The sequence below is a fragment of the Embleya sp. NPDC020630 genome, assembly GCF_044334985.1.
In the GTDB taxonomy this organism is placed as follows: Bacteria; Actinomycetota; Actinomycetes; order Streptomycetales; family Streptomycetaceae; genus Embleya.
In genome coordinates, this window is the sequence record NZ_JBIRUB010000009.1 from 148240 (window position 1) to 167910 (window position 19671).

Annotated in this window: 19 protein-coding genes; 10 read left to right on the forward strand and 9 right to left on the reverse strand. The window is 71.5% G+C overall.

Annotated features, from left to right (window positions below):
• Positions 1-23: 23 nt before the first annotated feature.
• Positions 24-620 (forward strand): hypothetical protein, encoded by a 597-nt coding sequence (locus ACH4XV_RS28680; RefSeq protein WP_395794683.1) that lies wholly within the window; start codon positions 24-26, stop codon positions 618-620.
• A gap of 62 nt (positions 621-682) precedes the next feature.
• Here the strand turns inward: ACH4XV_RS28680 and ACH4XV_RS28685 are convergent, their stop codons facing one another.
• Positions 683-919, reverse strand: coding sequence for a DUF5988 family protein (locus tag ACH4XV_RS28685; RefSeq protein ID WP_395794685.1), 237 nt, complete (start codon positions 917-919; stop codon positions 683-685).
• Positions 920-1242: 323 nt separating this feature from the next.
• Between ACH4XV_RS28685 and ACH4XV_RS28690 the strand changes: the two genes are divergently transcribed.
• On the forward strand, positions 1243-1659 hold the full coding sequence (locus tag ACH4XV_RS28690) for an ATP-binding protein (protein WP_395794687.1): 417 nt from the start codon (positions 1243-1245) through the stop codon (positions 1657-1659).
• Between the two features lie 63 nt (positions 1660-1722).
• On the opposite strand, the gene ACH4XV_RS28695 is transcribed toward ACH4XV_RS28690, so the two are convergent.
• On the reverse strand, positions 1723-2424 hold the full coding sequence (locus ACH4XV_RS28695; RefSeq protein WP_395794689.1) for an HAD family hydrolase: 702 nt from the start codon (positions 2422-2424) through the stop codon (positions 1723-1725).
• A gap of 156 nt (positions 2425-2580) precedes the next feature.
• Positions 2581-3540 carry a ScbA/BarX family gamma-butyrolactone biosynthesis protein gene (locus tag ACH4XV_RS28700; protein WP_395794691.1) on the reverse strand — a complete coding sequence of 320 codons (960 nt, stop codon included), beginning with the start codon at positions 3538-3540 and terminating at the stop codon, positions 2581-2583.
• A 117-nt stretch (positions 3541-3657) separates the two neighbouring features.
• Here ACH4XV_RS28700 and ACH4XV_RS28705 point away from each other — a divergent pair, with 117 nt between their 5' ends.
• Positions 3658-4299, forward strand: a complete 642-nt coding sequence (locus tag ACH4XV_RS28705; RefSeq protein ID WP_395794693.1) for a ScbR family autoregulator-binding transcription factor — start codon at positions 3658-3660, stop codon at positions 4297-4299.
• 121 nt (positions 4300-4420) lie between these two features.
• Positions 4421-4678, forward strand: coding sequence for a WhiB family transcriptional regulator (locus ACH4XV_RS28710; protein WP_395794695.1), 258 nt, complete (start codon positions 4421-4423; stop codon positions 4676-4678).
• Positions 4679-4699: 21 nt separating this feature from the next.
• Here ACH4XV_RS28710 and ACH4XV_RS28715 read toward each other — a convergent pair whose 3' ends face one another.
• Positions 4700-4897 carry a hypothetical protein gene (locus ACH4XV_RS28715; protein ID WP_395794697.1) on the reverse strand — a complete coding sequence of 66 codons (198 nt, stop codon included), beginning with the start codon at positions 4895-4897 and terminating at the stop codon, positions 4700-4702.
• A gap of 277 nt (positions 4898-5174) precedes the next feature.
• Entirely contained in the window at positions 5175-6569 is a 1395-nt protein-coding gene (locus tag ACH4XV_RS28720) for a M64 family metallopeptidase (protein ID WP_395794699.1), read from the reverse strand.
• A 128-nt stretch (positions 6570-6697) separates the two neighbouring features.
• Here ACH4XV_RS28720 and ACH4XV_RS28725 point away from each other — a divergent pair, with 128 nt between their 5' ends.
• The 3 genes from ACH4XV_RS28725 to ACH4XV_RS28735 all read left to right on the forward strand — a co-directional run bounded on the left by ACH4XV_RS28725 (position 6698) and on the right by ACH4XV_RS28735 (position 9734).
• Positions 6698-8077, forward strand: a complete 1380-nt coding sequence (locus ACH4XV_RS28725) for a tetratricopeptide repeat protein (RefSeq protein WP_395794701.1) — start codon at positions 6698-6700, stop codon at positions 8075-8077.
• A 51-nt stretch (positions 8078-8128) separates the two neighbouring features.
• Positions 8129-8263, forward strand: coding sequence for a hypothetical protein (locus ACH4XV_RS28730; RefSeq protein ID WP_395794703.1), 135 nt, complete (start codon positions 8129-8131; stop codon positions 8261-8263).
• Between the two features lie 247 nt (positions 8264-8510).
• On the forward strand, positions 8511-9734 hold the full coding sequence (locus ACH4XV_RS28735) for a ricin-type beta-trefoil lectin domain protein (RefSeq protein ID WP_395794705.1): 1224 nt from the start codon (positions 8511-8513) through the stop codon (positions 9732-9734).
• A gap of 98 nt (positions 9735-9832) precedes the next feature.
• On the opposite strand, the gene ACH4XV_RS28740 is transcribed toward ACH4XV_RS28735, so the two are convergent.
• Positions 9833-12895 (reverse strand): lantibiotic dehydratase, encoded by a 3063-nt coding sequence (locus tag ACH4XV_RS28740; protein ID WP_395794707.1) that lies wholly within the window; start codon positions 12893-12895, stop codon positions 9833-9835.
• An 87-nt stretch (positions 12896-12982) separates the two neighbouring features.
• On the opposite strand from ACH4XV_RS28740, the gene ACH4XV_RS28745 reads away from it, so the two are divergent.
• Together ACH4XV_RS28745 and ACH4XV_RS28750 are read left to right on the forward strand one after the other, a co-directional pair.
• Entirely contained in the window at positions 12983-13366 is a 384-nt protein-coding gene (locus tag ACH4XV_RS28745) for a VOC family protein (protein ID WP_395794709.1), read from the forward strand.
• A 118-nt stretch (positions 13367-13484) separates the two neighbouring features.
• Positions 13485-14270, forward strand: a complete 786-nt coding sequence (locus ACH4XV_RS28750) for a GntR family transcriptional regulator (protein ID WP_395794711.1) — start codon at positions 13485-13487, stop codon at positions 14268-14270.
• 31 nt (positions 14271-14301) lie between these two features.
• On the opposite strand, the gene ACH4XV_RS28755 is transcribed toward ACH4XV_RS28750, so the two are convergent.
• A complete protein-coding gene (locus ACH4XV_RS28755) occupies positions 14302-14856 on the reverse strand; it encodes a cysteine hydrolase family protein (protein ID WP_395794713.1) in 555 nt (184 codons plus the stop codon).
• A gap of 408 nt (positions 14857-15264) precedes the next feature.
• On the opposite strand from ACH4XV_RS28755, the gene ACH4XV_RS28760 reads away from it, so the two are divergent.
• Positions 15265-15798, forward strand: a complete 534-nt coding sequence (locus ACH4XV_RS28760; RefSeq protein ID WP_395794715.1) for a hypothetical protein — start codon at positions 15265-15267, stop codon at positions 15796-15798.
• A gap of 49 nt (positions 15799-15847) precedes the next feature.
• On the opposite strand, the gene ACH4XV_RS28765 is transcribed toward ACH4XV_RS28760, so the two are convergent.
• Together ACH4XV_RS28765 and ACH4XV_RS28770 are read right to left on the reverse strand one after the other, a co-directional pair.
• Positions 15848-16567, reverse strand: coding sequence for a hypothetical protein (locus tag ACH4XV_RS28765; protein WP_395794717.1), 720 nt, complete (start codon positions 16565-16567; stop codon positions 15848-15850).
• Between the two features lie 221 nt (positions 16568-16788).
• The gene (locus ACH4XV_RS28770) at positions 16789-19569 is read right to left on the reverse strand and encodes a helix-turn-helix transcriptional regulator (RefSeq protein WP_395794719.1); all 2781 of its coding nucleotides are present in this window, start codon (positions 19567-19569) and stop codon (positions 16789-16791) included.
• Positions 19570-19671 lie beyond the last annotated feature (102 nt).

The window sequence follows — 19671 nt, forward strand, 5'->3', positions numbered from 1 at the left end:
GCCGGTGCGGATAGGTTGGCCGTATGAGTCTTTCGCTGTCGTTGTTCCTGGTCGACCCCGAACTCCCGCGTGCTGTCGTGGGATCCGGTGACGTGCGGGTTCGCCGCGCGATCGGTGGGCGGTTCAAGCAGGAGATGTCGCGGGACGACGACTATTTCGCGCACGAGATCGAGAACGGCGCGCCGACGCGATATGAGGCGCTGACGGCGGTCGTGGAAGGTGGCCCGTTCGAGGAGCGGCACGCCTTCCAGTACGGGTACGCGTACCGGATGATCTGCGCCTTCCACGGGCGCCGGTTGTGGGGCAACAGCTTCTCGCCCTTCAAGTTCGCGTGGCTGGGGCACGTCGACGAGGCCCTGAAGTCCCTCGGCATCGAGGCTGTCACGGTGTCCGAATTCGGCTACGGCCTGCCCGAGCCGCTCCCCACCTCCGACCTCCCCGGCCACGGCGTCTGGACGCCGGAAGCCTGCGCCACCGCACTGTCCCAGTACAAGGCCGTCACCGAGGAACGACTCGCAGCCCTGGACGGCGACGTCCGCGAGGCAGTCGAAGAACTGGGCACCTGGCTCCACGAAACCCACACCCACCCGGGCCGCGGCATCGTGGGCTTCCTGTCCTGACGCCCGGACGCCACGATTCGGTGCAGCGAGGAGCCGAACGAGAGCGCAGTGCCGCCCGGCGGCTATTCGGCGATGCGCGTGGAGTAGCTCCAGCGGTAGAGCGGTAGGTGCGCGCCGTCCAACTCCACCGCGCCACCGGTGTATTCGTAATGTTCCCGCCCGTTGCGGAAGGCCACGGACACCTTTTCGGGTATGCCCGGTCCGTTCACCACCAGGACCGCCGGCATCTCGGGGATCCCACCCGTCAGAGCCACCCGCACCTCGCCGCCCGGAGGGGTGGGAATCGCGTCACTGGTCATCGTCCACCTCGCATCTTCCACCTCGCATCACCCGTCACCGCGCAAGGGCCGCACGGCGAGACCGACCGGGAGTTGCTCGCCCCGCAAGCACAACATCACCGGAGGTGTCCGGCACAGGGCGCACGAACGCATCGTGGGCGCGCGGACGGGCCAGGAGAACGCCCGGATACCTTCGATCACTTCTTCCACGCCCTTGCGTGTCCCACGAGACGGCGTGTACGTCGCGAACACCGACGTGCACGACGGTGATCCCCGGGGCGGCGTGAGTGCGACCGTACGGGGCAGACGTCCGGTCGACGGCGACCAAGCGAGAGGAGCATGACATGGCGGACCTGCGAGCGGTCGGGTGGGCACACTCCTTTCCGATCGGCGGCGGTGTGGAGGCGGGTCGGCGCTGGGCCCGGGAGCGGCTGGCCTGCCTGTCCTGGACGGCGGACGCCCCGGAGACGGTGGACGACATCCTCCTCACGGTCTCGGAACTGATCACCAACGCCCACGTCCACGCGCACAGCACGGCCCGACTGGTCCTGGCTTGGGACAGCAGCTGCCTGAACGTCTACGTCGCCGACACCGGCCCGGGCCTGCCGGCCCCGCGCGGCGCCGAGAGTCTCGCCACCTCGGGCCGGGGCCTGGCCATCGTCGACGCGATCGCCGACGAATGGCACACCCACCCCACCCCGCACGGCAAGGCCATCACCGCCTGCTTTCACCCACCGGGCACCTCCGCGCACGACGGATGACCAACCGCCGCCCCTCCGCGACCGGCATGCGCTCGGTCGCGGAGAGCGACGATCGAGCCACGCTCAGATGCGTACGCAGGCGCCCACCGGCTCGCGCGAATCGGCCCAGGCGACCAGGGCCGCGTCGGCCAACGTGGGCACCCACATGTCCACGAGGGCCAGCTCCTCGTCACGCGGGGCGGCCCCCACACCCAGGACTCGCAGACCCGCGCGCGAGGCGGACAGGATCCCGCAGTAGGAGTCCTCGACCGCCAGGCACACGGACGGCGGCGCGCCGCAGGCCCGCGCCGCGGCGAGATAGACGTCCGGGTCGGGCTTGGGCCGCAACGTCGCGTCCGGGACCACGATGTCGGTGAAGTACGGAAGCAGCCCGGCCTGCGCCAACCCCGACTCCACCACGTCGCGCGGGCAATTGCTCGCCACCGCCAGCGGCGCGAAGTCGGCCGCCAGACGCACGAGTTCACCCGCGCCCGGAATGGTTACGGGGGCGGCGGCGACCAACTTCCGGAAGTGGTCCAGAAGTTGCGCCGTCACCTGGTCGGCCTGGCCGCCGGAGAGCCCGATCACCTCGGTCATGACCCGTCCGCATTCGGTGAAATGCAGGCCCTTCGTACGTTCGCCGAAGTCGTCCGGGGTGTCCATGCCGTATCCGCGCAGCACCAGTTCGCGTGCCTCTTCCCAGTGGCGCTCGCTGTCCATCAGCGTGCCGTCGCAATCGAAGACGATTGCCGCGGGAGTCCAGGAGAGAAGGGAGTTTCCTGCCATTGGTGAGCCGTCCGATCGAGAGATGTGGATCCGGGGGGACACCCCACCCGAGGCGTCGGCGGGCGGGGTATGCCCCGAAACATAACGATCATTACGCTAGGACGAACACAGTCCGTATTCAAACAACGACGGATTGTCAGCGTGTCGGCCTCGGGGTCAGCGGTAGCGCGCCGCGCCCAGGGCCGTGTACGCCCCGCCCTGACGAACGCGGAACGAGGCCTGTCGACCGCGATGCAGCGTGCACTCGATCCGCGCGGGCGGGTCGAACTCGGTGAACCGGGGAGTACGCAGGCGAAACGCCGTCGGCCGAAGCAGTTCGCCGTCGCTCACCAGCGCGATCGCCTGCCGGGCGGCCTCGACGAGCACCATCCCGGGCATGTGGTCGCAGGGGTGATCGAAGAAGAACGGATGCAGCCGATCGGCCGGATCCACCTCCAGGACACCGCCGTCGGATTCGGCGACCAGCACGTCCCGGGGCAGTGTCGCGTCCACCGCCTCCGGCGTCGGCCGTACACGCGGAGCCGCCGGGCGCGCCCCCGCCGCGCCCCGGCGCAGCGCCGCGTACGTGTCGGGGTCCAGGAAGCGTGCGTTACCCCCCGCGCGGGCGAAGGTCGTGGCGCCGACCGACAACCGCAGCCGCAGCCGCAGCCCCCGCAATCCGCGGCCGTCGTGCGTGGGGCGGAAGTCGTCGACCTGGGCCAAACAGGTGATATCGCTGGCGCCACCCGTCGAACGTGGCTCCGCCGAGGCGTCGACACCGTAGAAAAGGTCCTTGATCAGGAAGTGTGCCTCCGGAGGCACCGCATAGAACTGCGCCGGAATGAAGATTCCGAGCTGACGGAGGGTTTCCAGGACCATCAGCCGACTGTGGCCACCGTCGTCGGTGGGGCGAAACGTGGGATGGGAGCAGGGCCACTGGGCGGCGGCCAGGAAGGTCGTGCCCGCGACCCGGACCACGTCGGTGAGCAGCACCTCGGCCACCGACACTCGATGTACCGATTCCCGTTCCACGGTGCGCGACCAGCTCAGGAGCCTCGCCGACGAGCGCGAGGACGCCGTGTCGCCGCCAAGAGCAACCATGAACACAAGCAGAACCCAGGTGTCGGGAAGGTGCATGTCGTCTCCACTCCACCCGTCGGGCGGCGGCGCGCGTGGCCCGGCGATCAGGCCCGCCGGAGCGGCCCGAGGGCAGACGATTCCCAACCGGGCGTTCGAGTTGGAGGTAGGTGGCACGTGCAGGCACGGGCAGGGGCGACTCGCCGGTCTCTTCTGGAGACCGCGGCATGTCTGTTCCATGAGCGAGGTTTCGCGGGTACCAGCATCAGCGACATCGGCAACGCGTCGGGGCTCACCAGCGGGGCCATCTATTTCCACTTCTCGAACAAGGACGCCCTGGCCCGCGCGATCGTCGAGGCACACTTCGACACGTGGCCGGTGTTGATCGAACGACACACCGGGGCCGCTGTGCCGGCGGTGGTGGGGCTGGTGCGGTTGAGCTTCGACGTGGCCCGGGCGTTTCGGGACGATCCGCTCGTGCGCGGTGGAGCGCGGTTGTGGAGCGAGCGGTACGGGATCGACGCGACGCTGCCCGCGCCGTTCGTGGGCTGGATCACCGCCGTCCGAGCGCTGCTGGAGCGGGCGCGGGAGGAGGGCGTACTCGCGGAGCGGATCGATCCGGCCGGGGCGGCCAAATCGATCATCCACGCGTTTTTCGGCCTGCATACCGTCTCCGACGCGCTCTCCGGCCGGGCCGACATCGAGAACGACCTCACCGACCTGTGGCGGCTGCTCCTCCCGGCCCTGCTGGCCGATCCGGAGGCGGCGGAGGACACGTTGCGACTGGCCCTCCCGGCCGTCGACGAAGTGCGAGCGTGAGAATCCGCGAACTTCCGCAGGGTTTCGCCGACTCGGCCGGTTGGGTGGAGGTATCCCGGGCAGCAGGGCCGAGAACCCGAACCGCGGGGCCGCGCCCCTCGGCGCGGCCGGAAAGGATGACATGGACTGGCGATCCGCCGCTGCCTGTACGCACGAAGACCCCGAACTGTTCTTCCCGGTCGGCAACTCCGGCCCGGCCAGAGAGCAGATCGACCAGGCGAAATCCGTCTGCCGACGATGCCCCGTGATCGATCGTTGCCTCTCCTGGGCGATGGCGACCAAGCAGGAGAGCGGTGTGTGGGGCGGCCTCAGCGAGGACGAACGCCGCGCGCTGCGCAGAAGAAACGCCCGCCGGCACCACAACCGCCACGCGGCCTGAGCCGGATTCCCGCGTCGAGGGTCACGGCTCCGGTTGCAGGCGCGCCTTGAACTGCCGCGTCGTCGGCGGCGGTACCGCCTGGGTGAAGTTGGCGAAGGGCTCCGCGGCGGCGATCAGGGCCGCCAGGGCCGGGGAGGTCGCGGCGTCCGGGTGCGCGGTGAGCGCCTCACGGGCCTGCACGATCGCAGCCCGCAGTTCCTCGTGGCGAGTGGTCGGCATCGCGATTTCCCTCCCGGACGGGCACGAGGATCGTCCGACAGGTTCCGACCTCGGTGCGGCAAACATTATCCGAGGCGGAGGATGCGAAGCGCCCGCAACCCCGCACCCACCGCCGTGGCCAAACGGCCACGACGTGGCGATCGGCGCCCGAGGGGCCGGACGAGACGGCGCGACCCCGGCGCGAGAGGCGCGCCGGGGTCGCCGTGCCGCCGGTGGTGTGCGCTCGGGCGCGGATGATCCGGGCTTAACTCGGACGATCCGTGTCAAACCAGGATGATCAAGCCCGTACGACCCAGGTCAGGCTCGTCCGCAGGGTCTCGGCGATGACGGGGTCACGGACCGAGTCGGTCGGGTCGACGACCACCACGGTCAACCGGTGCGGCCCCGGGCGACGCGGGTCGAGGCGTAGTTCCGAGACCTGCATCGTGTCCTCCCGAGCCGGTGGCCTCAGCGGCTTGTCGTCGAGGTACCACCGCACCCGAAGCGGCCGCGCGGCCGGACCGGTGGGTCGGGCCAGGGCGATGCGTGCGCTGTCCTCGGCTCGCAACGTCCGTGCCGTCGGGGTGAGGGCGTGTGCCGCGGAGGCGTGTCGGTGGAAGCCGGCGATCATCGCCTCGACACCGGGCAGATTGAAGGGCTTGCCGGTAAAGCGCATCAGCGAGCCGTCGGTCGGCCGGTTCAGGCCGGTCACGTAGTAGCCGCCGCCCGTGTACGCGCCGACCGTGCCGCCGTCCGGTGAGGTCTGGCCCAGCCAGCGATACCACTTGGTGCGGGTGCTCCGCATGCGCGCGGCGGACAGTTCGGTGATGTTGGACTCGCCCGGTTCGGGGCCGGTGTAGTGCTCGTAGCCGGGGACGCCGGGATAGAAGTACTCGTCGGCGAGCTTGCCGAGCGAGTGCCCCGTCTCGTGGATGGCGACCTGGCCCGACTGGGCGTTGTGCGCGGAGGAGGTGGCGATGCCCTCGTAACCGAGCGTCGGGCTGGGCGTGTTGTAGCCGGCGCCGCCGTACTTGGCGCTGTTGGCGAGCACCATCACCAGGTCGACGGCCGGCGCGTTGTCGACGTACGCATCGACCTTGGCCTCGTCGACGCACAGCAGCCGTTCGGTGTTCTCGCACCAGAAGTAGGATCCGAGTGCCGTGTCCCGGACCACGTCCCGGGACGGGTCGCCGGACACTCCGGACTGGCGGGAAACCGCGTCCACCGCCCAGACGTTGAAGAGGTTCGCGTACGTCGTGTACGGCTCGACGGCCACGATCTCCGCCCAGCGCTCCCTGACGTCCGTGTGGAATTGCGCGAGTTCGCCCGCGGTGTAGCCGTCGCCGACGAAGACGACGTCGAGGCGGTCCGTGGTGGGGCCGTTGTCGACGACCTTGGTGACCGCGCCGTCGCCCGGCGCGGTTTCGGGGGAGAGGGCGCCCGGTGGCGATCCCTCTCGGCCCCGCCGGGAGACCCAGGTGTACCCGGAGCCCGCCTCGGTGTGCGGTTGCGCGAGCGCGGTGGGCCCCGCGGATTCGGGGCCGGGGATCTCGACTTGGACCCGGTCGGTGGTCGGTTTGTTCGCGGCGGCGCCGGCGGCCGCACCCGGGGCGGTGACGACGGCGCACACGAAAGCGACGGCCGCGGCGGCCGCCATCACGGATGTGCGAAGGGATGTACTCGATCTGCGCAAGGGATTCTCCTTGGCACGCGAGGGGAGATAGATCCGGACTTCAGTGAATCCAAGTCCGAACTTAAGCTAAGCGTCGACGCGTTGCCGCACAATGCCTCGGGGCGAGGAACAACCGCAGGGGGTACTCGATGGACGAGCCGGCCGAGATCGGAAGCCGCATCCAACGCATGCGCAACCAACTGGGGTTGACGCAACGTCAGCTCGCCGAGCCGAGGTACACCGCTGCCCACATCTCCACTCTGGAATCGGGCAAGGCCCGTCCCTCGGAGGCCGCGCTGCGCTTCCTCGCGGGGCAACTCGGCACCACGTACGAGGAGCTGACCACGGGTCACCCCGCCCACCTCGCCACCGAACTGCGCCTCGCGCTCACCGACGCCCAGCGCCTGCTCGCCACCGGCACCCCCGAGCAGGCCGCACCGCGCTACGGGGAACTGCTCGCCGAGGCCGAGCGGCTGGCACTGCCGGCCGAGCAGGCCACCGCCCGGATCGGACTCGGCGAGTGCGCGCTGGTGACCGGGGAACCGGCGCGGGCGCGCGCCCACTTCGAGGCGGCCGAGCGGCAACTCGCCGGCGAACCCGCGCCCCGCCGGGCCCGCGCGATCCGCGGCCGGGCGGTGGCCCACTTTTTGGCCGGCGAACTCCGCTACGCGTGCTACGTGTTGGAGACCGCCTTGGCCGAACTCGCCGCCGACGACCTGCACGACCCCGACGCGCTCGTCCTGCTGCACGCCGCCTCCATCGCGCCTTACATGGACATGGGGGCGTACGTCCGCGCCGCGCACGCCGCCGAGGTCGCCCTCGCGCTGGCGCCGAGCGTCTCCGATCCCGCCCTGGTGGCCGGGATGCATCGCAGCGTCGCCCGTACGCTGCTCGCGCAGGGCCGCATCGCCGACGCGGATGCCTCGCTGGCCAAGGCGCAGGAGCTGTACCGGCAGCTGCAACTGCGGACCGAACTCGCCCACTGCCACTGGATGCGCGGCTACGTCCACGCCCAGCACGACGCGCTCGACGCCGCCGAGGCCGAGCTGCGCACCGCGCGCGAGATGCTTGCGGCTCGGCACGCCCGACTGTTCACCGCCCAGGTCGAGGTGGAGCTGGCCGACGTACTGCGTCGTCTCGGCCGGCACGAGGAGGCGCGGGAGTTGTTGTCGGGCGTCCTGGATCTCGACGACAACCGAGGTGCGGTGCACGCGGCGGGCGCCCATCGGCTGCTCGGTCTGATGGCCGAGGAGCGGGGCGAGCCGGAACGCGCCGAGGAGCACTACGTCGGCGCGCTCGGCATCCTCGAACGCAGCGGCGCGGCGGGGGACTTGGCCGACCTGTGCATGCTCCTGGGCGACCTGCTGCGCCGCATGGGCCGCACCGAGGCCGCGATGGACGCCTACCGCACGGGCCTGCGCGACCGCGCGACCCCGGGCACCACGACACTCGGACCGGCCCTCGGCCGGCCGGCACCGTACGGGGACGCGGAGGACGGGCCGGCGCCGGCGTATCCGTTCGTGCTCTGACCTCCGAACCCCATCAACTTTTGTTGACGATCCATCAACTAGAGCTGATGTGTGATCGACGCCAAGGACGTTCCCTCGCCCGAGCAACCCGAGGACGCGTTCGCGGCCGTGGTCGCACTGCGCACCCTCGACATCGCTCCCCAAACCCTGATCGAAGCCGCCCACACAGCCATCCACGCCCAGTAGCCGGCCACCGCGAACGACCCGTTCTCGCGCTCTGATTCCTGTCCCGATCGCGCGAGGCGGGGCCGGGTTGCGCGGGGGAAGCGGGGGCGGAAATTGTTGCGACCGGTGACCTGTACGGTGTTTTTCGGCCGTGCCGAGAGGTGCGTTCACGGCCTTGAACGAAGGGTTACTGGATTTGAAAGTCACGGGGAAGCGCCGAATATCGTTGGTCGCCGCATTCGCGGCGACCGCTGCGATCGTCGGTGGATTGCAACTTTCGGGATCGGCGTTCGGTGACCAGGACGGCGACGCCCAACCGGATCCGGTGCCGGTTCAGCAGGCGCTGGACGGGGTCGAGGCGCCCGACTCCGCCTGGTCGGATGTCGACGGCACCAGGTTCGTCAACGGCCGGATGACGATTCCGCCGCTCGCTCCCGCCCGGCAGCGTACGGCCGTCGCCGCCGCCGCGGCCGCGCCGTCCGGGCTCGGATGGAAGTCGGCCGGTGCGGCGAAGCTGCTGTCGACCGGCTACACGATCAAGTTCTACGATCAGAAGTCGGTCGACTGGCTGGCGCCGTACGTCAAACGCTCCGCCGCCGAGATCCAGCACGAGACGGCGCTGCCGATCACGGTCGACACCAAGCCGGTCGGTCACGACTACGTGCGCCCCAAGGGCGAGATCGTGATCGGCGCGTTCCCGAACCCGTGTGTCACGACCACCGACGGCAGTCCGTGGAAGGTCGTCATGGACGGATCCGGGACGCCGGGGTGGAGTTGCGGGTTCCACTCGCGCAGCACTCCGGACACGGTGACCAGCGGGCACGCGTACATCAACACGTCCTTCTTCACCGCCGACGGCAAGCCCACCGCGCGCTTCGGCGAGGTCGGCATGCGGAACCACGTCAGCCACGAACTGGGCCACACCCTGGGTCTGGCACACGCCGACGACGCACCCGGGAAGTGCGCCAAGGGCACCGACTCGGGTGAGAACCCGGTCATGTGCACGCTCCTGAACGCCTACCCGGACTCCCGAGCCGGCCAGTACGTGCAGCAGTTCGACGTCCAGGGGCTCCGCACGCTGGCCGCCGCGGCCGGCGCTCCGGTGCCCCCGCAGGGCAGGATCACCGGGATCGCCGGGAAGTGCCTGGACGTCAAGGGCGGCAAGCCGGCCAACAGCACCCAGATCCAGATCTACACCTGCAACACCGGCCCGGGCCAGTCCTGGATCCTGTACTCGGACGGCACGCTGCGCTCGATGGGCAAGTGCCTGGACGACGCGCGCAACGCGTTCGCCGACGGCACCAAGATCTCGCTGTACGACTGCAACGGCAGCGCCGCGCAGAAGTGGCGGATCGACGCCAAGGGCCGCATCGTGCACGTGGCGAGCGGCAAGGTCCTGGACGTGAAGGGCGGAAGCACCGCGAACAGCACGGTGGTGCAGCTCCATTCCGCCAACGCGGGCAAGGGGCAGCTCTGGAACGTCCCCAAGTAGTCGGGCGACGCGGCACAAACGGGGCGGCCCGGGTCGGATCCACCGACCCGGGCCGTCGCGCGTCCGGGCCCGACGGGCGCGGGAAGTCGTCCGTCGGCTCACGGGCCGACCCGGCGGGCCCGAAAGGCCAAGGCCGCCTGGCGAGCGAGGCGTCGGCAGGTTCGTTCCCCGGTCGGGTCGACGCCCAGGGCGCGGTTGTGGTGTAGGCGCAGGAGCGCGTCCAGGATGGCGTCGGTGTCGGTTTCGGCGGGCAGCAGCTCGCGGTAGGCGGCCAGGGCCTCCGCGCGGGCCGTCCATGCCGCGGTCAACTCCGTCGGCAGGCCCGCCAGATCGACACCGTCGGCGGTGATCCGGGCCGGGACGGTGTCCGCGATCGCACGCTCCACCTGCGGTGCCGCGCCGATCGGTTGCGCGGCCAGGCGCCGTATGCCCGCGCCGGGGTCGCCGTGGAACGCGCAGGCGATGCCCACCATCGACAACGCGGCCCAGGCGACGGGCGCGAGGTCGATCGTGGGTGCGTGCACGATCCACGCGGCCACCGTGCGCGAGTCGGCGGCGAAGACCCGCTCGGCCGCCGCCATGGCCGCTCCGGCGCCGTAGCGGCCGACTTCGGGCCGGTAGGTGTCCAGCACGAGATGCGACGCGGCCCGCCCGGAGCGCAACTCCCGCGTCCATCGCTCGATCGCCGCCATCACCACGGCTCGGTCGTGCGGGGCCGGGGTGTGGATGTACAGCCGGAGATGGTCCCGCTCGTGAATGCCGCGGTGGCGTACGAACCACCGGGCGCGGTCCCGGTCCAGGGCGGCGGCGAGTTCGGGCAGGCGGTGGGCGATGATCTCGTCGAAGCGCTCGGGGTGCGTATGGATCTTCGCGTACACCCACTCCTCACTCGCCGATCCGGGCGCCGCGCCGCACAACGGTTCGGCCGCGAGCCCCGGCAGGCCGAGCAACGGCGAGGGTGCGGGCGGTCGGCGGGCGACCAGGGGGAGGGCGATCTCGTGGACATGACCGTCGATCCACCCGAACTCGGCGGCGGACGCGGCCTCGTGCACGATCGCGTGGCCGCGCTTGGCCAGGTGGCCGCGCAACAGTTCGGCGTGCGCGGGCTCGTCCAGGGACAGGCGCAGGGTGCGGTCGGTGGCGTCGCGCAACTCGACGGTGTCCGGGCACTTCCACCGGGCGCGCCAGGCCTTCAGGGCGAGTCGCCAGGAGTTTTCGTCGGCGCTCGCGGCCGGCAGGTCGTCGCAGGTCAGCCGCCATCGCGCGGGGGAGAGCACGGAGCGTCCGTACCGCACCCTCGGTAGCCAGGACAGGAGTTGCGCTCGCGGCCCCCAGTCGAACTCGTACCACTGGGCCCCCAACGCACGCGGCAGCCGGGCGAGGAAGCGGGCGAGCGGGGACACCTGTCGGTGCAGGGCGAGGGCATGGAACACCTGTGGCTCCACGACGACATGCCGTGAGCGGTCGACCAGGTGCAGGCCGGTCGGGGTGGCCAGTACGGCCAAGTCCCCGATATCCACCGCGATTTCCGAGTCGTCGGGGCCACGGTGTTCCCCCAGGGACAGCACGTGGGGCAGATATCGCGGGACGCGGCCGACGTTCTGCGCATGGGCGTACACCGGCGGCGTGGCCAACTGCACCCGCAACGCGCCCTCGGTTGTGGGCGGCAGCGTGCGGTACACGTCTTCCAGGCCCGAACCGGTCGCCGTCGGGGTGAACCGTGAGGTGATCGTCCCGGCCGCGCCCGCCGGCGCCACCACGAGGGTGAACTCCCCACGATCCAAAGCCCGGACGTTGGGCGCGTGTACGCGCGCGGACAATTCGAGGTGCGGAGGTATGCGCCGCTCGTCGAAGCCCGTGCCGTCGGCCAGGGTACGAATGTCCGCGTCGGTCAACACCACCTCGCCGACGCCGACCCCGTCCGCCATGGCTTCCCACGCCATCGCGAGCAGACGGTCGTCGCGCGGCGTCGCCGTCTCGGCCGGCGCGACCTCCGTGGCGGTGGGATACCCGGCGGGATAACCGAGCCCGGTGTCCGGGTCCACGAGGTCGGCCGGCGGCACCGCCGCCCCGACGCCGTACCGGTCGACGAACGCGGCATGATAGGCCCGCCACGCGGATTCGCCCGCCGGCCGACGCGTCGTACGCAACAACGCGCTCGCGGCCCGCTCCATCTCCCACGCCACCGCATGGGGAACGGCGACCCGGCAGTCGAGCCGCGTATCCACGCAGAGCGCGGTACGACCCGCATCGGACAACGTCCGCATCCGCGCGCCCAGTTCGGCCCGCAACGCGGCCCGGTCGGCGAGCGCCGCCTCGTTGTGTCGGCGCACACCCTCGGCCACCAGGCGCAATCCGGCCACCAGCGGGGCGACGGCGGGCACCGTGTCCGCGTGCACCCGCCGGAGTTCGGCCACGAGTCGCGCGAGCGGGTCGGTGACGGTCATCGGCGCGCGCAACGCACTGATCAGGAAGCCGAGCCGCAGGAGATCGGCCGACAGCGCCTCGACCCGGGCGCGGTCGACCCGCGGAAACGCCTCGGCCACGGCGTCGACGAGCGTGCCGAAGCGCACCGGCGTCGCCGCCGCCTCCCGCGCCGCGAGCACTGCCCGCGTACGGCGCACGCTTACCCGGAACGGGCCGTTCGCCAGTTCCAACCGGTCGCCCCGCTCGCTGACCGGCCGGCTGAAAACCACATCCACGCGGGCCAACAGCTCCGGACACGCCTCCAGTCGGTCGACGACGTCGGAGAGCCATTCGGTGTCGACCCGGGCTACCGGCCGATGCCCGGTCCCCCAGTCGACCCGGGTGTGCGAGCCCACGGTCAACGGTGCGACACCGGCGAACAGGCCGAAGGGCGTGGGGCGTCCGGCGCTGCGCAGCACGTAGCGGACCACGGCGGTGGTGGCCCGGCGCACCCGCTTGGGGTCATCGTCGTCGGTGCCGGCGATCAGCGCCTCGACCCGGCGCGCGAGAGTCGGGCCGGCCGCGGTGATGCCGGCGGCGAGCCCGGGCCGCGCCCACGTCCGCCGCAACCACGCCACGCAGTCCGGTACTTGGTCCAGGTCGGGCCACCGCGTGGGGATCTCGCCCAGCGGCGTCACCGCCGCCCGGAGCAGCGCGACCCCGGTGCTGCGGTAGAGCTGCGTCCCGTCCGACACACGATCCTCCGAGGGTGAGCCGAAACACCACCGATCGACTACTGCCTACCCGGGTGTTCGGCGCGAGGATCGGGAAGAATCACGCCCATGGTCTCGGTATTGCAGAATGTGGCGATCGACTGTGCGGATGCCTACGAGTTGGCCCGGTTCTGGAGCGGGGTGACCGGCCGTCCGCTGCATCCGGAGGACAAACCGGGCGCGCGGGAAACCGAGGTGCAACTCGCGGACGGCCCGGTGTTGTACTTCAACCAGGTGCCCGAGGCCAAAACGGTCAAGAACCGGGTCCATCTGTGTCTGCGCCCCGAGACATCGCGCGACGAAGAGGTTGAGCGACTGCTCGGCCTGGGGGCCACCTTGTTCGCCGACCACCGGAATCCGGACGGCTCGGGCTGGGTGATCCTCGCCGATCCCGAGGGCAACGAATTCTGTGTGCTGCGCAGTGCGGCCGAACGAGCCGCGATGGACACCTGACGAATCCGCCGGCCCATTGCCCTTGTCGGAATTCGGACGGGATTCCTTTATCCCCATGCCGGAGAGCACGCAGTGGTCAAGCTGCTGTATCAATTCGGGCCGGTGGTATGCTTACGGGGTGCGTAAAGATGCTCGTGAAGACGATTCGGTGATCACGGGAATGCCGCATATCCCCGCACTGCTGTTGGTCGGCGCGGAAGATGCCGGGCTCGATCGCACGAACCAGGCCTACCGGGCGATCAGACGCCAGCTCATCGATCTGACGCTGTCGCCCGGTAGCAGCTTCACCGAGACCTCGCTCGCGCGGCAGTGGGACATCAGCAAGACGCCGGTGCGCGAGGCGCTGGCCCGATTGCGGCGCGACGGACTCGTGGCCGCCCTGCCGCGCGCGGGTTACGTCGTCAGGCCGATCACGCTCCAGGACACCGACGACCTCTGCGGACTGCGCACGCTGTTGTCCGGCGAGGCCGCGTCCGCGGCGGCGCGCCGAGGTGTCGACGGGCCCGCGCTGGAGCGGCTCGAAGTGTTGTCCCGGGTGCATTTCGCGCTCGCGGCGGGCGAGTTGGGGCAGGAGGAGGCATTGCGGGCCTCGATCGAATTCGAGGCCATCATCGCCAACTCCGGCGGCAACACCCGTCTAGCCAAGGCCATCGTCGACGTACTCGACGAACTGGAACGGGTCCTGCGGATGGCCGCGCTGATCGCCCCGGACGCGGCGAGCCCGCCCGGAGAACTGGCGGCCGTCTTCGACGGGTTGCGCGCGCGGGACGTGGCCGGCACCCACGAGGCGATGCGCAACCGATGCGAGCGCGTACATCGCGACGTGCTCCAGGTCCTGGCCCGCAGCGCCTCCGTCAACAAGGCGCCGATCGAGATGCCCACGTCACCATTGCCGCCCGCCTAGGATTCCACGCCCACCCTGTGCGGCCGAGTGCTCAGGCCGGTTCCGGATGCCAGTCGGCGCAGGGTGTGACCGTGAAGCCGCGGCTGGGGAAGACGGCGTCCATGAAGAAGTCGTGGACGGCCGGATCACCGTCGGCGCAGCCGTCGCGCAGCACGGTCACCCGGTATCCGCGATCGGCCCCGTCGTACGCGGTGGCGGCGACCATGGCGCCGGTGGCCACGCCGGCGATGGCGATCGTGTCGACGCCGCGCGCCCGCAGGACGAGGTCGAGGTCCGTGCCGGCGAACGCGCTCGTGCGGCGCTTGAGCACGACGACGTCCGCGTCGGCGACCGGAAGGGCGATCTCGGTGCCGGCGGTGCCCTCGCGGAAGGTGTCGCCGGCCTCGAAGAACGTCCGGTACAGCGCGTTGTCCGGGAGGAGATCGGCCCCGTTGCCGCGGAACGCGAAGTGCACGAACACCACGAGAGCACCGGCGGAACGGGCTCGCGGCAACACCTCGGTGAGTGGGGGCAGGACTTGCCTGGCGAAGGGATAACCGCCGGTGATGCCCTGTTGGAGGTCACCGATGATCAGTGCGGTGGTCACGACAATCTCCCGTCGAGCCGCTCCATCCGGCGGCCGTGATGAGCAAATAAGATCACAATGGAGCTGACATGATATATCAACAAGATCTCACCCGTCGGCGGGGTGCTGGATGGTGGTGGCCGGCCAGGCACACGTACGTCGGCTATCTGCGGCGAGCGGTCGGCATTGCCCGCTGAGGGCGACCAGCGACCGCGACCCGGCGCCCGGGCTCGCGCGCACCTGTCGCGGTGTGCGGGGCTGGGCAGGAACAGGCCGAATCGGCCATGGAAGGAGCATGCAAGCCCCGGGTTCTCCCACGGTTTCGCCAAGCGCGCGTGTGCTCGGAACACGTGCGGCTAGCGTGCTCTCCGCACCTGGTATTCCCGCCGACAGAGCGGGAGTTCGCGAACCGGAACAGGGGGTGGCCCGGTGTCGACCGGTCGGATGTCCAGGGTGATCGTGGTGGCGAGCGGTGCGTTGATGGTCGCGACGCTCGCCGGGTGCGGCGGGTCCTCGTCGGACCACAAGACCGCAGGCGCCACGGCGACACCGCCACAACCGCCCGCCGCTGTCGCCACCGCGACGTCCGCAGGCACGTCGGGCGGTACGACCACGGGCGGCTCCGGCGAGGGTACGGGTGTGCCGACGGCGCGACCGCCCGCCGCCTCGGCGTCGGCGGGAGGCGGCCCGGGCGGCAACGCGACCTTTTGCGCCGACGCGGTCAAGACCATGGCGACCGACGACAAGCTCCACAACGGTCTGCCCGACGCGCAGACGATCCTGGTGTGGGACCGCATGAACAACGAGGCACCCGCGGCCATCAAGGGCAGCGTCGACAACGTCGACCGCCAATTCCACCAGCGGGTCGAACACGGCACGATGGACGACATCGGCGGCTTCGCGGTGGCCTACCAGTCGGTTCTCGAGTGGGTGGCCGGGAACTGCGGTCTGACACGGTCCTGACCCGGGCACGGTACGTCGGCGGTCGCCGCACCCGGGTGCGGTATTCGCGTCAGGGGCGGGAGTCCGCGTTCGGTGTCGCCGGCGACTTGCCGTCCAGGACCGGATGCTGCGGCAGCCACGCGCGGGGCACCTCGAAGCGGGCCAGCCGGATGTACGGGGCGAGGCATTCCGGCGGGGGGCTGCGATCGGGGAGGCGTACGTCGAGCCGGAGCCGGTTCCCGGTCGCGAACAGCCGGGCGCCCTCGGGATCGAGGCAGCCCGCGTCGACGGTCACGGTCACCACGACGTTGCGGGCGAAGTCCGTTGCGGGGGTGGTTTCCGCCGGGCGCTTGTTCGGGCTGCCGGCGAATACGCCCGCCAGGACGTCCGCGTCCTGTGCCGCCGATTCGGCGATGGCGAACACCTTGGGCAGGCCGCGTGCCTCGGCGAAGGAGATGGTGCGCGTGTCGACGCGCCCGTCGGCGGGGACGGCGGGGGTTCGGATGCCCGTGGGCGTGGCACGCGGTGGCGTTGTGCCCGGCGGGATCGCCGTCTCGGCGGGGGACGCGGCAGGGGTGGCGGCGGGTGAGGTGACGGGGGCGGTGCCCGGTGCGCCGACCGGTGTGTCGGACACCGAGCGGGTCGGCTCTCCCGTCGCGTTCTTTTCCTCGCCGTCATCCGTGAACACGACCCACAGTGCGACTCCGATGCAGGCGACGGCGATCAGTCCGGCGGCGATGACGAGGATCGTCCGGATTCTGGCGGGTGGTCGTGCATTCGACTCGGCCATGGTGATGTGACGTCGGCGCCCGAGGGACGGTTCCCGACGGGGACAAGTCGCACGGCTCCTTCCGGTTCGGCGCCGAAGCGGGGCGAAATCCGACGTAGGCGAAGCAGCGAACTGACGCATTGGCACACTCAGTTGCTGTTCGCGAATCGGATCGAGCGGTTGAGCGTCCGAGCGTCGCCGAGCAGGTGTCGGGGCGATGTGCGGCGATGCGAGGTGTGGCCTCAGTCCCGGCGGTCGGGGGTCGCGTGCGCGTTGTCGATGAGGTCGCGCAGCTGGGAGCGGGTGGTGACGGCCAGCTTGGGGAAGCTGCGGTACAGGTGCGAGCCGACCGTGCGCGGGGACAAGAACAGCCGCTCGCCGATCTCGCGGTTGGTCAGTCCGCGGGCGGCGAGCCGGATGATCTGCTGTTGTTGCGGAGAGAGTTCGGCGAGTGCGTCGGGCGCGGAATCGGAGACGTCGAGGCCGGCGGCGCGCGCCTCGGCCCGGGCCCGCTCGATCCACGGGCGGGCGCCCAGCCGCCGGAACGTCTCCAGGGCCTCGGCGAGGGGGACCCGCGCCTCGGCGATGCGCCGACGCCGGCGCAGCCACTCGGCGAAGTCCAGGAGGGTTTGGGCACGTTCGAACGGTCGGTGTGCCGACTCCGGGTCGGCCAGGGCCGCGCGGAAGTGCGGCTCGGCGTCCTCGGGGTCGGCCAGCAGACCACGAGCCCGCTCGATGAGCGCACGCAGGCGGGGTGAGGCATCGGCGCCGAGCGTGTGTGCGGCGCGCTCGACGATGCCGGCCACCTCTTCGCGCCGGCCGGTGCGTACCGCCACCGCGGCCAGATCCGCCAGCGCCGGATAGGCGGCGTGGTAGTGCACGGGCTCGCCGTCCGCGGTGAAAACGGCGCGGAGTTGGTGGTACGCGTCCTCGTGCGCGCCCTCCGCGAGGGCTGCCGCGCCGAGGGCACGACGGGCGTAGACGGCGACCGAGCGGCTCTCCGCCGGGTCGACCAGGGCGAGTGCCTCCTCGGCCCGGTGGCGAGCCGCCGCCGGGTCCCCCTGGTAGGCGAGGATCGTGGCATCCACGGCGGCCGCGCACGCCACCGCGTGGTCGAGGCCGGCTCTCGCGCCGAGTGCCCCGCTACGGGCACACGCCTCCCGGGCCCGCCCCCACCTGCCCAGTTCCACATAGCTCCAGGCGGCCGCGCCGCCCAGCCCCTCCGGTAGCGGTCCGCGTACGCCCCAGCGGTCGAATGCCTCGTCGAAGGCGCGGACGGCCTGCGCGGTCTCGTCCAACAACCACGCCATGACGGCGAACGCGGTGAGTCGGTCGGGGCGGCGTCGCGCCTCCGCCACGAGGCGCGGCAGCAGGGACAGCAGTTCGGCCCGGTTGTCGAAGGGGTCGGACACCGCCCGAATCCAGACGCGCAACCACGACGCGTCGTCGGGGATGCCGGCCAGGACGTCGCGGACGCGTCGCCGCTGCGCGTCCTCGCCGCAGTAGAAGCGGACCACGGCGGCGGAGGCCACCAGGTCGAGCGCCGTGCCGGGGCGGGTGGGGGCCGACTCCTCGGCGGCGTCGGCCAGTCGGGCGAAGACGACGGTGTGCCGCACGATCAGCGCGGCCAGCCGGCCGAGCTCGCCGGCGGCGCGGGCCAGGAGCGACGGGTCGTCGGTGCGCGCCCGTACCTCGGCGGCCAGCTCCTCGACCCAGGGCAGGTCCCCGGTAAGCGCGGCGGCCGAGGCGGCCTCGACCAGGAGCCGGGCGCCGTCCTCGCGTGGTGCGAGGTGGGCGGCACGGTGCAGGGCCTCGGCCGCCGCCGCGTGGCCGCCGCGACGCCGGGCCCGGTCGGCGGTGCGCTCCAGCTCCGCCGAGACGGCCGCGTCCGGCGGCGTGCTCGCGGCGGCGAGGTGCAAGGCACGCCGGTCCGGCTCGCCCCGCAGCGCCTCGGCGAGTGTGCGGTGGGCGGCGCGCCGGGCCTCCACGGGGGCGGCGTGATAGACGGCCGAGCGGGCCAGGGGGTGGCCGAAGCGCACACCCCGACCGGTGCGCCGGATCAGCCCGACCCGTTCGGCGGGCCCCCACACGGCGGCGTCCTCGGGCCCGGGGAGGGTGGCCGGGGCGGCGATGGCGGAGTCGACGGTGTCCATGGCGGCCAGGAGCAGCACGGCCTGCGCGGTCGTGGACGGCAGATCGGGCAGGCGAGCCGCGAACAGGCGTTCCAAGTGCTCGGTCAGCGGGAGCGGCCCGCCGGCGGCCGACCCGGCGGTCGACCCGGGTGCGCCCGCCGCCCGCGCCGGCTCGATGAGCGCCAGCGGATTGCCGTCGGCCTGGGCCAGGATCCGGGCCCTCGTCCGGCCGGTCGGGCGTTGCGGCTGTAGGTCGAGCAGATGACCCGCCGCGGCGTCGTCCAGCGGTCCGAGAGTCAACGTCGGGATGTGCCGGTCGAAGCCGGGCAGGTGATCGCCGGTGCGGGCGGCGACCAGCATCGTGACCGGTTCGCCGGCCGTCCGTCGGGCGGCGAAGGACAACGCGTCCAGGGACGCGCGGTCGAACCACTGCGCGTCGTCCAGGACCACGAGCACCCGCCCCTGCTCCGCCAGGGCGGACAGCAGGCCCAATACGGCGACGCCGATCAGCATCGGGTCGGTGTCCGCCGGGATCGGACCGGTGCCGAAGGCGCCGTGCAGCGCGGCGCGTTGCCGCTCCGGCAGGTCGTCCACCTCGGCCGACACCGGACGCAGCAGTTGATGCAGGGCGGCGAACGCCAGGCTCGACTCGGACTCGCTGCCGGCGGCTCGAAGGACGCGGGCATCGTCGGTCTCGGCCGCGCGCACGACCCGGTCCAGTAGGGCGCTCCTGCCCATCCCCACGTCGCCCAGCAGCAGCAGCTGTTCCGCCGAGGCGGTGTCGAGCGTGTGCAGCAGGCGGGCCACCTCCCGGTCGCGGCCGACGAGCGGCTCGGCGGGTTCCGGGTGCGATCGGGCGCCCGGACGAGGGGTGCCTGCGTGCGTGCTCACGGGTCTCCGGTGATCGGGGCCCGTCGCTCGACCGAGCCGTCCTGCCTGGTCGCCCCCAGGCTACAAGCGGGCGGGCCGACGCCCCGCGCGGTGCAGTCACGT